13 protein-coding genes are annotated in these 12,841 nt (G+C 72.9%); 8 read left to right on the top strand and 5 right to left on the bottom strand.

Features of this window, described 5'->3' with window-relative positions:
• Nucleotides 1-5 precede the first annotated feature (5 nt).
• The 3 genes from ACIQMR_RS19065 to ACIQMR_RS19055 all read left to right on the top strand — a co-directional run bounded on the left by ACIQMR_RS19065 (nucleotide 6) and on the right by ACIQMR_RS19055 (nucleotide 3,000).
• Nucleotides 6-509, top strand: a complete 504-nt coding sequence (locus ACIQMR_RS19065) for a MarR family winged helix-turn-helix transcriptional regulator (protein WP_401388209.1) — start codon at nucleotides 6-8, stop codon at nucleotides 507-509.
• A 179-nt stretch (nucleotides 510-688) separates the two neighbouring features.
• Complete coding sequence (locus ACIQMR_RS19060; protein ID WP_401388206.1) at nucleotides 689-1,768, top strand: NADH:flavin oxidoreductase/NADH oxidase; 1,080 nt, start codon at nucleotides 689-691, stop codon at nucleotides 1,766-1,768.
• A 146-nt stretch (nucleotides 1,769-1,914) separates the two neighbouring features.
• Nucleotides 1,915-3,000 (top strand): WD40/YVTN/BNR-like repeat-containing protein, encoded by a 1,086-nt coding sequence (locus ACIQMR_RS19055; RefSeq protein WP_401388871.1) that lies wholly within the window; start codon nucleotides 1,915-1,917, stop codon nucleotides 2,998-3,000.
• A gap of 69 nt (nucleotides 3,001-3,069) precedes the next feature.
• Here ACIQMR_RS19055 and ACIQMR_RS19050 read toward each other — a convergent pair whose 3' ends face one another.
• Nucleotides 3,070-3,747, bottom strand: a complete 678-nt coding sequence (locus ACIQMR_RS19050; RefSeq protein WP_401388203.1) for a uracil-DNA glycosylase — start codon at nucleotides 3,745-3,747, stop codon at nucleotides 3,070-3,072.
• Nucleotides 3,748-3,854: 107 nt separating this feature from the next.
• On the opposite strand from ACIQMR_RS19050, the gene ACIQMR_RS19045 reads away from it, so the two are divergent.
• Together ACIQMR_RS19045 and ACIQMR_RS19040 are read left to right on the top strand one after the other, a co-directional pair.
• On the top strand, nucleotides 3,855-4,925 hold the full coding sequence (locus tag ACIQMR_RS19045) for an N-acetylglucosamine kinase (protein WP_401388200.1): 1,071 nt from the start codon (nucleotides 3,855-3,857) through the stop codon (nucleotides 4,923-4,925).
• A gap of 88 nt (nucleotides 4,926-5,013) precedes the next feature.
• A complete protein-coding gene (locus ACIQMR_RS19040; protein WP_401388197.1) occupies nucleotides 5,014-5,934 on the top strand; it encodes a sirohydrochlorin chelatase in 921 nt (306 codons plus the stop codon).
• A 77-nt stretch (nucleotides 5,935-6,011) separates the two neighbouring features.
• Here ACIQMR_RS19040 and ACIQMR_RS19035 read toward each other — a convergent pair whose 3' ends face one another.
• From ACIQMR_RS19035 to ACIQMR_RS19020, 4 genes are all read right to left on the bottom strand, one after another.
• Nucleotides 6,012-7,064, bottom strand: a complete 1,053-nt coding sequence (locus tag ACIQMR_RS19035; RefSeq protein WP_401388194.1) for a lactonase family protein — start codon at nucleotides 7,062-7,064, stop codon at nucleotides 6,012-6,014.
• Between the two features lie 77 nt (nucleotides 7,065-7,141).
• On the bottom strand, nucleotides 7,142-8,437 hold the full coding sequence (locus ACIQMR_RS19030; protein WP_401388191.1) for a nitric oxide synthase oxygenase: 1,296 nt from the start codon (nucleotides 8,435-8,437) through the stop codon (nucleotides 7,142-7,144).
• A gap of 223 nt (nucleotides 8,438-8,660) precedes the next feature.
• Nucleotides 8,661-10,178, bottom strand: coding sequence for an FUSC family protein (locus tag ACIQMR_RS19025; RefSeq protein ID WP_401388189.1), 1,518 nt, complete (start codon nucleotides 10,176-10,178; stop codon nucleotides 8,661-8,663).
• Between the two features lie 210 nt (nucleotides 10,179-10,388).
• Nucleotides 10,389-10,937, bottom strand: a complete 549-nt coding sequence (locus ACIQMR_RS19020) for a DUF6328 family protein (RefSeq protein WP_401388186.1) — start codon at nucleotides 10,935-10,937, stop codon at nucleotides 10,389-10,391.
• A gap of 150 nt (nucleotides 10,938-11,087) precedes the next feature.
• Here ACIQMR_RS19020 and ACIQMR_RS19015 point away from each other — a divergent pair, with 150 nt between their 5' ends.
• From ACIQMR_RS19015 to ACIQMR_RS19005, 3 genes are all read left to right on the top strand, one after another.
• Complete coding sequence (locus ACIQMR_RS19015; protein ID WP_401388184.1) at nucleotides 11,088-11,456, top strand: low affinity iron permease family protein; 369 nt, start codon at nucleotides 11,088-11,090, stop codon at nucleotides 11,454-11,456.
• Between the two features lie 133 nt (nucleotides 11,457-11,589).
• On the top strand, nucleotides 11,590-12,072 hold the full coding sequence (locus ACIQMR_RS19010) for an Lrp/AsnC family transcriptional regulator (RefSeq protein ID WP_401388181.1): 483 nt from the start codon (nucleotides 11,590-11,592) through the stop codon (nucleotides 12,070-12,072).
• 36 nt (nucleotides 12,073-12,108) lie between these two features.
• Complete coding sequence (locus ACIQMR_RS19005) at nucleotides 12,109-12,801, top strand: HAD family hydrolase (RefSeq protein ID WP_401388178.1); 693 nt, start codon at nucleotides 12,109-12,111, stop codon at nucleotides 12,799-12,801.
• Nucleotides 12,802-12,841: the final 40 nt, after the last annotated feature.

The following is a 12,841-nucleotide window of genomic DNA, read 5'->3' as shown; positions in this document are numbered from 1 at the left end:
GAGCGATGAAGACGACACCGGACGCCATGCGGGACGCGGAGATCCTCCGCCTCGACCATCAGATCTGCTTTTCGCTGCACGCGGCCTCGCGCGCCTTCAACGGCGTCTACCGGGCGATCCTGAAGGACCTGGGGCTCACCTACCCCCAGTACCTGGTGATGCTGGTGCTCTGGGAGCACGGCGAGCTGCCCGTGAAGACGATCGGCAGCCGCCTCCGGCTGGATTCCGGCACACTCTCGCCGCTGCTCAAGCGGCTGGAGGCACTCGGCTGCGTCGAGCGCCGGCGCAGCTCCGAGGACGAGCGCTCGGTCACCGTGTGCGCGACGGAGAAGGGCACGGCACTCCGGGAGCAGGCCGTCCTCGTCCCCCACAGGATCGCCACGGCCACCGGGCTGTCACTGGACGAGATCGGCGACCTGCAGCAGCGACTGACGGCACTGACCGCCAAGCTCGACGGCGCCGACCTGGAGTACGACCCGACGGCGGACTGCGCCGGCGCCACGGACTGACCGCGGCGTCACACACCGACGCGGCGTCACACACCGACGCGGCGTCACGCACCGACCGCGGCGTCACGCACCGACCGCGGCGGGGCTTTGTACGAGAGGCTTCGTAGTTTGACAAGCGCCGTACTACGATGAGTATCGTACGAGCATCGCCTTCGGCCCCGCCGTGAATGGAGTCCCCCGTGAGCGCACTGTTCGAGCCGTACACCCTTCGGTCGCTGACCATTCCCAACCGCGTCTGGATGGCTCCGATGTGCCAGTACAGCGCCGAGGTCTTCGGGCCGAACGCCGGTGTCGCGAACGACTGGCACTTCACGCACTACGCAGCCCGCGCGGCCGGTGGCACCGGCCTGATCCTCGTCGAGGCCACCGCGGTCGCCCCCGAGGGCCGGATCAGTACGCACGACCTCGGCATCTGGAACGACACCCAGGTCGAGGCGTTCCGCCGGATCACCCGCTTCCTCACGTCCCAGGGAACCGTCCCCGGCATCCAGATCGGCCACGCCGGACGCAAGGCCTCGACCGACCGGCCCTGGAAGGGCGGCGGACCGGTGGGTCCCGACGCGCACGGCTGGCAGCCTCTCGCGCCCAGCCCCGTCGCGTTCGACGAGGGACATCCCGTGCCCGACGAGCTGACCACCCTTCAGATCGCCGAGATCACAGGCATGTTCGCCGACGCGGCGCGGCGTGCCCTGGACGCCGGCTTCAAGGTTGTCGAGGTGCACGGCGCGCACGGCTACCTGATCGGTGAGTTCCTCTCCCCGCACAGCAACCACCGCGCCGACGAGTACGGCGGCTCGTTCGAGAACCGCACCCGGTTCGCCCTCGAAGTCGTCGACGCCGTACGGGCGGTGTGGCCGGAGGAACTGCCGCTCTTCTTCCGGATCTCGGCCACCGACTGGCTCGAGGAGAACGGCTGGACCGCCGACGACACCGTGCGCTTCGCCGCCCTGCTGAAGGAGCACGGCGTGGACCTCCTCGACGTCTCCTCCGGCGGCAACGCCGTGCGGGCGCGCATCCCCGTCGGACCCGGCTACCAGGTACCGTTCGCCGCCCGGGTCAAGGCGGAGACCGGGCTGCCGGTGGCGGCCGTGGGACTGATCACCGAACCGGCACAGGCCGAGAAGGTCCTCTCCAACGGAGAGGCCGACGCCGTGCTCCTCGGCCGCGAGCTGCTGCGCAACCCTTCGTGGGCCCGCCGGGCAGTCCGCGAACTCGGCGGCGAGGTGCGGGTGCCCGACCAGTACCACCGCTCCGTCTGACGCCCTCCCCGGGCGGGCTCTGCCCGCCCGGCGGGTTCGCGGCAGGCCGCGCCGACCTGCGGGAAGGGACGCTCCGGGCGCCACTGTCGGTGGACGGGTGCAGACTGGCCCGTATCCGCGACAACGGCGTCCTGGAGGTGTCGGTGATGACCGAGGTGCTGCTGGCAGTGGGCACACGCAAAGGGCTCTTCATGGGCCGCAGGCGCGGCGGCCGCTGGGAGTTCGACGGCCCCCACTTCAACGCGCAGGCGGTGTATTCGATCGGGATCGACACGCGCCGTGGCACACCGCGGCTGCTCGCCGGCGGCGACAGCGCGCACTGGGGTCCCTCGGTGTTCCACTCCGACGACCTGGGCGCGACCTGGACCGAACCGGCACAGCCCGCCGTGAAGTTCCCCAAGGACACAAGCGCCTCCCTGGAGCGGGTCTGGCAGCTCCATCCCGCGGGCCCCGCCGCCCCGGACGTCGTGTACGCGGGTACGGAGCCGGCCGCCTTGTTCCGCTCCGAGGACGCCGGAGAGACGTTCGAGCTGGTCCGGCCGCTCTGGGAGCACCCCACACGGTCCAGGTGGGTACCGGGCGGCGGCGGTGAGGCCGTGCACACGGTGGTCACGGACCGCCGCGACGCGAACGCCGTGACCGTCGCCGTCTCCACGGCCGGCGTGTTCCGCAGCCTCGACGGCGGCGCCGGCTGGAATCCGTCCAACCAGGGTGTGTCGGCGGTGTTCCTGCCCGATCCGCACCCCGAGTTCGGCCAGTGCGTCCACAAGATCGCACAGGATGCGGGCGATCCGGACCGGCTCTACCTCCAGAACCACTGGGGCGTGTACCGGAGCGATGACGCGGGCGCCGAGTGGACGGACATCGGGGAGGGCCTTCCGTCCGACTTCGGCTTCGCCGTCGCCGCGCATCCGCACCGCGCCGACGTGGCCTATGTCTTCCCCATCAACGCCGACGCGGACCGCGTCCCGGCCGGCCGCCGCTGCCGGGTCTACCGGACGAGCGACGCGGGCAGGACCTGGGAGCCCCTGGCGTACGGCCTTCCCGAGGGCGACCACTACGGCACGGTGCTGCGCGACGCGATGTGCACCGACGACGCCGACCCCGCCGGGGTCTACTTCGGCAACCGGAACGGGGAGTTGTACGCGAGCGCGGACGACGGGGACAGCTGGCAGCAGCTCGCCTCCCACCTGCCGGACGTGCTCTGCGTCCGGGCGGCGACGATCGGCTGACAGCCAGGCCGTGTCCGACGAATGAGGCACCCCGCCTGCGGGGGGACGGCACCATGTGTCAGACATGTCCTAGGGCAGTCGCCAGTCCACCGGCTGGGCACCCTGGTGAACCAGCAGGTCGTTCGTGCGGCTGAACGGCCGGGAGCCGAAGAAGCCGCGGTCCGCCGACATCGGTGAGGGATGCGCGGACTCGACCGCGGGCAGGTCGCCGAGGTACGGCCGCAGATTGCGCGCGTCACGCCCCCAGAGCACCGACACGAGCGGCTTGCCACGGGTCGCCAGTGCCCGGATGGCCTGCTCCGTGACCTCTTCCCAGCCCTTGCCACGATGCGCCCCCGGCTTGCGCGGCGCCGTGGTCAGCGCCCTGTTCAGCAGCAGCACCCCCTGGCGGGTCCATGGGGTCAGATCACCGTTGGAGGGCCGGGGCAGCCCGAGGTCCGTGTGCAGCTCCCGGAAGATGTTCTCCAGACTGCCGGGCAGCTGACGAACCTCCGGTGCGACCGCGAAGCTGTGCCCGACGGCCATCCCCGGAGTCGGATAGGGATCCTGACCGACGATCAGCACCCGCACCTCGTCGAAGGGTTGCTGAAAAGCCCGCAGGACGTTCTGCCCCGCGGGCAGATAGGTACGGCCCGCCGCGATCTCCTCGCGCAGGAAGTCCCCCATCGCCGCGATGCGCCCGGCCACGGGACGCAGCGCCTCGGCCCAGCCGGGCTCCACCAGTTCACTCAACGGTCGTGCTGCCACAGTCCGTCACCCTACCGGCCCACACGGAGGCTCCCGGACGGCCGGGGCGCTAGGCTCCTGCCGTCGACTTGCCCGTACGCCACTCCCCTTCCTCCTGGAGCCGGTCCATGACGTCACGCAGGCGTTCGTCCGTGACGCCCGCCGAGGCCTCGGGAGGACCGGGCCGACCGGACGAACCGGGCGGACGGGTGCTGGGGATCGACTCGGGCGGCTCCGGGCTGCGGGTCGCCCTCGCCCCGGCCGCCGACCCGTCGTCCGCCGTGACGACCTCTTCCCGCGAGCCGGTCCGCACCGGGCCCGACGGCATCGACGCCGCCCATCTGCTGGAGCAGCTGATGCCGATGGCGCGAGAACTGCTGGAGCGGGCGCCCGGTCCCGCACCCGCCGCCGTCGCGATCGGGGCCGCCGGGATGGCGACCCTCGGGGACGGGCTGCGGGCCGTGCTGCCCGGGGCGCTCGAGGAGTCCCTCGGCGTGCGCAGGACGGCGCTCGCCGCCGATGCGGTCACCGCCTACGCCGGGGCGCTCGGCCAGCACCCGGGCGCCGTCGTCGCGGCCGGTACGGGCATGATCGCGCTGGGCACGGACCTGAACAGCTGGCGCCGCGCGGACGGCTGGGGGCACCTCCTCGGCGACTGCGGCGGAGGCGCGTGGATCGGCCGTGCCGGCCTGGAGGCGGCGATGCGCGCCCACGACGGGCGCACGGGCGGCTCCGCGGCGCTGCTCGCCCGGCTGGAGGCGGTGTTCGGCCCGGCGGACGAACTGCCGGGGCTGCTCTACCCGCGCTCCGACCGGCCGGCCGTCCTGGCCTCGTTCGCCCCCGAGGTCGCCGGCTGCGCGGCGGACGATCCGGTCGCCGAGGGCATCCTCGTCACGGCGGCGGACCACATCGCGGCGTCCGCCGCCGCGGTCTGCCCGCCACCTTCGGCCGGCGACTGCCAAATCGCCCTGACCGGGGGCCTGTTGAAGATGGGCGACCCGCTCCTCGTACCCTTGCGGGACGCTCTCGCCAGACAACTGCCGTACGCCCGGCCGGTGTCCGCGGCGGGCGATCCGCTCGCCGGTTCACTGACCGTGGCCGCCGCGCTCGCCACCGGCACGCTGAGCCTGCCGCACGATCCGCGGCTGCTCACTGTCACCACCGAAGCCGCGGATCAGACCGGGACAGGCGGCTGTTAACGAACTCATCGGATAAAAGCGGACAGAGGGAACTTCGTCGCACCCTCCCCGAACAGCCACGACGACAAAACCAGTAGCATGCGGCGCCATGAGCTCCCCCACTGGGCCCGCATCCGGCCTGCCCGTACGAATGCCGCGACCCCGCCAGTCCGGTCGGCACCGCCGTCCGGAACCCGTGGCGGCTCCCGAGGGCGCGCCGACCCTCGTCCTCGCGGTGCCCGGCACGCCTTCCTCCGCGATACGCAGTCTGGCCGAGGAAGTCGTCAGCATTGCCCGTTCCGAGCTGCCCGGCCTCGAGGCCGCGATCGGTTATCTCGACGGCGACGACGCCGAGTACCCCACGCTGGGGAGCGTGCTGGTGCAGGCGGCCGCGCTGCGGTCCGAGCGGTACGAGCTGGCCAAGGCCGCGGGCCGTGAGGTCGCCGAGCCCGAGGGTCCGGCGTCCGTCGTCGTGCCGCTGCTGGCCGGCCCGGACAGCGCCCTGACCCGGCGGATCCGCCAGGCGGTCATGGACAGCCGGACGACCGCGGAGCTGACCGACGTGCTCGGCCCGCACCCCCTGCTCGCCGAGGCCCTGCACGTGCGGCTGTCCGAGGCAGGCCTGGCGCGCGCCGACCGCGCCCGGCTGTTCACGGTCGCCACGGCCGCCGACGGCATCGTCCTGGCGACGGTGGGCGGCGAGGAGGCCGTCCAGGCCGCCGGTATCACCGGAATGCTGCTGGCCGCGCGGCTCGCCGTGCCGGTCATGGCCGCGGCCCTGGACCAGGACGGCGCGATCGCCGCGACGGCCGACGAGCTGCGCGCTTCCGGCTCGGGCCAGCTCGCGCTCGCTCCGTACCTGGTCGGCCCTGAGCTGCCGGAGGGTCTGCTGGAGGCCGCCGCCGCGGAGGCCGGCTGCGCCGCGGCCGAGCCGCTGGGCGCGTACCCGGCGATCGGCAAGCTGGTGCTGTCCCAGTACACGACCGCGCTGGGCATCACCACGCTGCCGCAGAGCGCGCAGTCCCACTGACGCCGCCCGGTCGTCACGCACGTTCGGGAGGGCCCGCGCCGATTCGGCGCGGGCCTCCCGATTGCTCTGTCCGATCGTCAGGCGAACACGACGCAGGACGCCGCGCGGACCGCTAGCGAGCCCGCGCGGCGCGGCACCCCGGTCTCCGTGTCGACGTCGAACCAGGTGACGTCCCCGGATCGCTCGTTGGCCACGTAGAGCCGCGTCCCCGTGGGGTCGAGGGCGAGATCGCGCGGCCAGTGCCCGCCGCACGGCACGGTGGTCACGAGTTCGGCCTTCTCGCCGCCGCCGTCGAGCCGGAAGACCGCGAGGGAGTCATGGCCCCGGTTGGCGGCCCACAGGAAGCGTCCGTCGTGGGCCGTGACGACCGCCGAGGCGTAGCTGGGCCCGTCGTGTCCGTCGTCCGGCAGCACGGGTACCTCGGCGAGCGGTTCGAGCCGCCCCGCCGTGGCGTCCCACCGGCAGACGGTGAGCACCGGCCGCAGCTCCCCCAGCACATACGCATGGCCTCCCGCCGGGTGGAAGGCGAGGTGCCGCGGCCCCGTGCCGGGGCCGACCGCGGTCTCCGTGTGCGGTGCCGGCACCCCGGTGGCCGGATCGAGGGCGTACACCCGTACGGAGTCGGTGCCCAGGTCGACACTGACGACCCAGCGCCCGGTGGGGTCCGCAAGCACCTGGTGGGCGTGGGGCTCGCTTTGACGCTCCGGGTCCGGACCCCGGCCCTCGTGCCGCAGGACGCCGGACGCGGAGCGCGGCTCGCCACCGGGTCCGACCGGGAGCGCGCTGATGCTGCCGGAGCCGTAGTTGGCCGTCAGCAGATGGCCGGAGGCCAGGGAGAGATGGGTGGGTCCCGATCCGCTCACCGGGACCGGCGCGCCCATGAGTCGGGGCTGCTCACCGCTGATGTCGAAGGCGGCGACGGCGCCGTCCGCCGTCTCGGAGACCGCGTAGAGGACCGGTCCGTCCTCCCCCGTGCCGACGGTCAGATACGACGGGTCCGGCACGGCGTCTGTCGCCCCGGTCCAGGTGAGGGCCCCCGTCGCCGCGTCCACGTCGGCCGTGACGATCCCGGGACCGCCCGCCGAGGTGAACGATCCGACGAACGCCCGTGCGGAGCTCCTGTCGCCCACTGCGCCCCTCCTGTTCCGCGGTCCGGCGCCACCGCCGGCCGCTCGTGTGCCCTGCCCGGCCGACGGTAGCAGGCGGTCTAGACCAACCCGGGGCTCTGCGCGGGCTCCTCCCCCCGGGCGCGGGCGAGTGCCTCCGTGTGGTGCACGAACGTCGGCCGCAACTCGATCGTGTCGTAGGTGCGGTGGAACACGGGTGTGGCGGCGCCGGACAGCGGCGGCACGATCCAGGACCAGTCGGCGCCCACCCGGCGCCCCCGGCCCTCCTCCTGCTCCAGGTGGGCGAGGAACCGGCGTGCCTCGGTGTGGTGGTCGGCGATGGTCACCCCGGCGCGGTCGAAGGAGTGCAGGACGGCCCGGTTGAGTTCGACGAGCGCGCGGTCCTTCCAGAGGGTGCGGTCATTGGTCGCGTCCAGGCCCAGGCGTTCGGCGACGACCGGCAGCAGGTCGTAGCGGTCCGTGTCGGCGAGGTTGCGGGCGCCGATCTCGGTGCCCATGTACCAGCCGTTGAACGGGGCGGCCGGGTAGCAGATCCCCCCGATCTCCAGGCACATGTTGGCGATGGCGGGTACGGCGTGCCAGCGCAGACCGAGGCAGGCGTGCCAGTCGTCGTCGGGGTGGCGCAGCGGGACCTCGAGGACGGCGCCGTCGGGCAGTGCGAACCAGCGGGGCTTGTCGTCACTGCCCTGGATCACCAACGGAAGTACGTCGAACGGCGTACCGGGTCCGCCGGGCCAGCCCAGGCCCATGGCGTAGGTTGTGAGCCCGGCGTTGCGCGGATCGCCGGTGCACCGGCCGTCGCTTTCGGCGTAGCCCGCGTACCGCACGAGCTGTTCGTTCCAGATGCGCGGTCCGGGGCGGCCGGGGGCGTCGGGCGCGAAGACGGTGATCACCGGTCGGATCCGGCCGCCGTTGGTCGCCTCGCGCAGATGGGCGGCGGCCTCGACGGCGATGGTGTCGGCGTCGCGGACGTCACGCCGGTCACGGACCCGCAGCGAGCGCCAGTAGAGGCGGCCGATGCAGCGGTTGCTGTTGCGCCAGGCGACGCGCGCCCCATGGGCGAGTTCGTCGGCGGTGTGCCGGTACGTCCCGGTCGCGTCGATCTCGGCGTGCACGGCCGCTATCCGGGCGGCGGGGTCGCCGTCTCCGCGCTCCTCGCGGTGGTAGAGCCGCAGGAACTCCTCGGCCTCCCGGCGCAGTCGTGCCGGGTCTGCAGGTCCGCCGTGGGGTGCGGGGTGCCCGACGGCGTCCGAGTGCCCGGCCGGGCACTGCCCGGGCGCGGCGGGCTGCTCCGCCCGGCTGCGCGGCGCGCCTGTGGACTCGGGACGTGACGAACTGGACTTGCGGACGGCGGCTCTACGACGGAACTTCCGCATGGTGCGCACCCCGGGTGGTGAAGGCGACGATTGATGCCGCCCGACCTACCCCGATCGCGGACTGATCCACCCTGTAAGTGCCAGATGCACGTGCCCAGTTGGGAGCAGCGCCGGCAGCGAACGCACGGTGCCTCGCGACGGCCGCCGCGGCTGCTCGGGGAGCCGACGGGACCTCCCCCGGGAGCCTGCGGGTCGTCCCCGGGAGCCGCGGAAGCGGAAGGAGTCAGACGGTCGCGAGCGGGGCGCGCGGAGAGGTGCGCAACGGAGTCGCGAGGCCCGCGAGCGCCCTCTCCAGTCCGTGCAGATGCGCCAGCGCGGCCTCGACCCCCGGATGGTGGTGGGCGGCGGCCGCGGCATCACCGTCGGCCGGCGCGTGGGCGGGCCCGGTGCCGGGCTCCAGGGCGTGCACGGCAGCCTCGACCCGCCAGCAGGCGGCGGCGAGCCGTGCGTCGTGCGAGGCGTACGGGTCCGCGGCGACGGCCGCCAGCCCCCGTACCTCACGGGCGCAGTCGTCCAGCAGGACCAGCACCTGACGGGCACGTGCCTTGCGGGCGCGCAGCGGGCTCAGCGGGTGCACGAGGGGCGCGAGGGACATCCGTACCCGCGCGAGAAGCGGCTCCAGTTCGGCGGCGTGCGGTGCCGGGTCGGCGTCCTCGTCCCCGGCCAGCCTGCGCATCGCCACCGTGGTGCACTCGTGCACCGAGCGCACGGCCAGCCGGATCCAGGCGTTGGTCGCCGCGTGCGTCGTGACGGGCAGCACGAGCGTCACCGCCAGCGCCGCGCCGACGGCGCCGACGGCGGTCTCCGCGAGGCGCAGGGCGAGCAGAGCCGGTCCCAGCGCGCCGAGCAGCCCGTACAGCAGCGAGACCATCAGCGTCACGGCGAACATCATCCAGCTGTACGAGACGGGGGCGGTGAAGAAGATCGCGAAGACGCACAGCATGACGAGGGCGGCGGTCGGGCCCGTCGCGCCCTGCACGGGCAGGGCGACGAGCAGCCCGGCGGCGATGCCCGTCATCGTGCCGAGGACCCGGCGGAAGCCGCGGACGAGGGTCTCGCCGCGCGCGTTGGTGTTGACGAAGATCCACCAGGCCGCGCCGACGGCCCAGTACCAGCGCTCGTGCGAGAGCAGCTGGCCGGCGGCGAGGGCGAAGGCACCGGCGGCGGTCACCTGGATCGCCTGGCGGGTCGTCGTCCGGGCGAGTCCCGAGCCGGCGGGCAGCGAAGGAACCGGGGACGGGGGCAGCCGGCGCTCGAAGCACCAGACGCCGAAGCGGACCACCGAGGAGGCGAGGATGCCGAGCACGACGGCGGAGTACAGCTCGGGCAGCTGCGCCGGAACCGTGCGCAGGAACTGGGTCACGAAGAACGTCATGAAGGCGAAGACCCCAAGTGCGTGCCCGCGAGGCCCCCAGCGGCGCGCGTACACGGCCGCGCCGGCGACGGCGACGAAGGCCACGTCGCGCGCCCCCGGGGTGTCGTGCAGCACGGCCGCGAGGGCCAGCACGGGGAAGCCCACCGCGGGCAGCAGCGCGGTGGTGGCGGCCTGGCCGCGAACCGTGGGGTCGACGACCGTGAAGAGGGCCAGGAGCGCGGCGAGCCCGCCGGTGATGACCGCGGTGAGCGCGTGGCCCGTCAGCGCGCACACGACCACGGCCAGGCCGACGCCGAGGACGGACCGCGTGGCGCTGCGCAGCCGCAGCAGCCCCGGATCCGGAGCCACGAACACCCTCTTCAGCACTGCTTCTCGCCCCTCGACGTCCTGGCATGAAAAAGGCGCCGCGGAATCCGCAGCGCCATCGACACCTCAATGAGACCATCTCGTGCCCCACTGGCTCAAGGCGGCCCCGTGGAGGTGAGCCGTTGGTACAGCTCTGAGTCGGAGTGAGACCGGCCGGCAGGACCAACGGACCACCCCGGGCGGGGTCAGTGCCCGCGGCTCGGGTCCGGGTCAGCGCCCGCCGCCGGGGGCCGGCCTCGACGTCGGCCTGGTGTCCGGCTCCGACGAGGACTCGTCGTCCCCGGTGATGTGCCGGTCCATGATCCAGGGCAGGAAACCCCACAGCCCGGCGCAGACGAGCAGGGTCGCCGCGCCGGCGACGATCCCCTCGGGTGTGCCGTGGACGACGTCGACGACCAGCAGGACGGCGGAGGTCAGGGCCAGCGAGAGCACCGCCATGCCGATCCCGGAGAGACGGGAGGAGACGGCGACGATCTCCTTCTTGGCGCCCTTGCGGAAGAGGCCGCGGTGCACGGCCGCCGGGGCCGTGAACAGAGCTGCGGCGATCACGGCGAGCATCAGCGTCGTCACGTAGGTGCCGCGCTGGAACGAGTCGAGGGTCGGGAAGCGCGCTTGGAACGCGAGCGTCAGCAGGAAGGCGAAGAGGATCTGCACGCCCGTCTGGATGACGCGCAGCTCCTGGAGGAGTTCGGCGAAATTGCGGTCCGCCCGCTCCAGCTCTGTCTCGTCCCGTGCGGCACGGGGGTCGTCGTCGGACATGGATGACGAGTAACCCGCACCGGACGACGAGTAACCCGCGCCGTGGGGAAACCAACCCAACGGGTTGCGGCACCCCTCGGCCATGCTGTGCTGAGTGCCTCGGCCATGCTGGGCCGAGTGATGACGGCGGCAAGGAAGGCGGCACGGACGATGGCCATTCAGCACCCCGCGGACCGCGGTGGCGACGGGCGAGGGCACTTCGAACGATTCGCGGAGGGAACCTCGCGCTTCACCAGCTCACCGGCGTTCTTCGGGCTCTGCCTGCTGCTGGTCGCCGGGGCCGTCTCCGTGCATTTCGTCGGGCTGGACCTGAAGTGGCAGGTGCTCGCCGGGGACTGCATGACCGCGGTGACGCTGCTCCTCCTCGCCCTGCTGAAGAACTCGGAGCTTCGCTCCGAACGGGCGATCCAGCGCAAGCTGGATGCCATCGCCGCGGCCATGCTCGAAGCCCGGGAGGGCGGGCCCGGCAAGGCCCACGACGACCTCAGGGCCGCGATCCGCATGGAGGAGGAGACCTGATCCCACCACCACCCGAGGGGCGACGGGGGCCTCACGCCTCATGTGTGCACGGATGTCCGTCGCAGCGGCGGCTCACTGGGCCATTGGTACAGTCGTCGACGGGATCAACCGGCTGCGAGGAGGCCGACGGGCCATGGCGGTGGACGAGCTCGACACCCGCATCCTGAGGCTGCTGATCGAGCAGCCGCGCACCAGCGTGCGGGAGTACGCGCGCATCCTCGGCATCGCGCGGGGCACGCTCCAGGCGAGGATCGACCGGCTGGAGCGCGACGGCGTGATCACCGGCACCGGCCCGGTGCTGTCCCCGGCCGCGCTCGGTCATCCGGTGCTCGCGTTCGTCCACATCGAGGTCACGCAGGGGCATCTGGACGAGGTGGGCGACGAACTGGCGGAGGTGCCGGAGATCGTCGAGGCGTTCTCGATCACCGGCGGCGGGGATCTGCTGACCAGGGTGGTCGCCCGCGACAACGGCCATCTGGAGGACGTGATCCAGCGCCTGATCAATCTGCCGGGCGTGGTCCGTACCCGGACGGAGATGGCACTGCGCGAGCGCGTCCCGCACCGGATGCTGCCGCTGGTGGAGTCGGTCGGCAGGGGCACACGCGCGGCGCGGTGACCACGGCCCCGGGGCCCGGTTGGCATCCTGGAGGGCATGAGCACTGCCTATCCTTCGGTCATCTTCGATCTCGACGGGACGCTCGTGGACAGCGAGCCGAACTACTACGAAGCGGGGCGTCAGGTCCTCGCCGGCTACGGCGTCACCGATTTCAGCTGGGAGCACCACACGCGCTTCATCGGCATCGGCACCCGCGAGACGCTGGAGCGGCTGAGCGAGGAGTACGGGCTCGACGCCCCGATCGAGGATCTGCTGGCCGGCAAGAACCGGACCTATCTGGAGCTGGCCCGTGCCGGGACCGAGGTCTACCCGGAGATGCGGAAGTTCGTGGAGTTGCTGCACGCGGCGGGCGTGCCGATGGCGGTGGCGTCGGGCTCCTCCCGCGCGGCCATCGAGGCGGTGCTCGCCGGCACCGGGCTCGACGCGTTCCTCACCACGCTCGTGTCGGCCGAGGAGGTCGCGCACGGCAAACCGCGGCCCGATGTCTTCCTGGAGGCGGCCCGCCGGCTGGGCGCGGACCCGGCCGACTGTGTCGTGCTGGAGGACGCTCCACCCGGAGCGGCGGCGGCGCATGCCGCGGGGATGCGCTGCATCGCCGTTCCCTATGTGGCAGAGACGGCCACCGACGAGGCGTTCCGCACGGCCGGGCTGATCTTCCCGGGCGGGCAGGCGGAGTTCACGGCGCAGGCGGCGTACGACTGGATCGGGCGGTCGGCTCCGTCCTTGTGAGCGCGCTCCCGCGGGTCCGGTGGGCGGCCGCTTCGAGTAG

The organism is Streptomyces sp. NPDC091376 (assembly GCF_044757085.1).
Lineage (GTDB): Bacteria > Actinomycetota > Actinomycetes > Streptomycetales > Streptomycetaceae > Streptomyces > Streptomyces pratisoli.
This window is presented reverse-complemented; position numbering and strand designations above follow the sequence as displayed.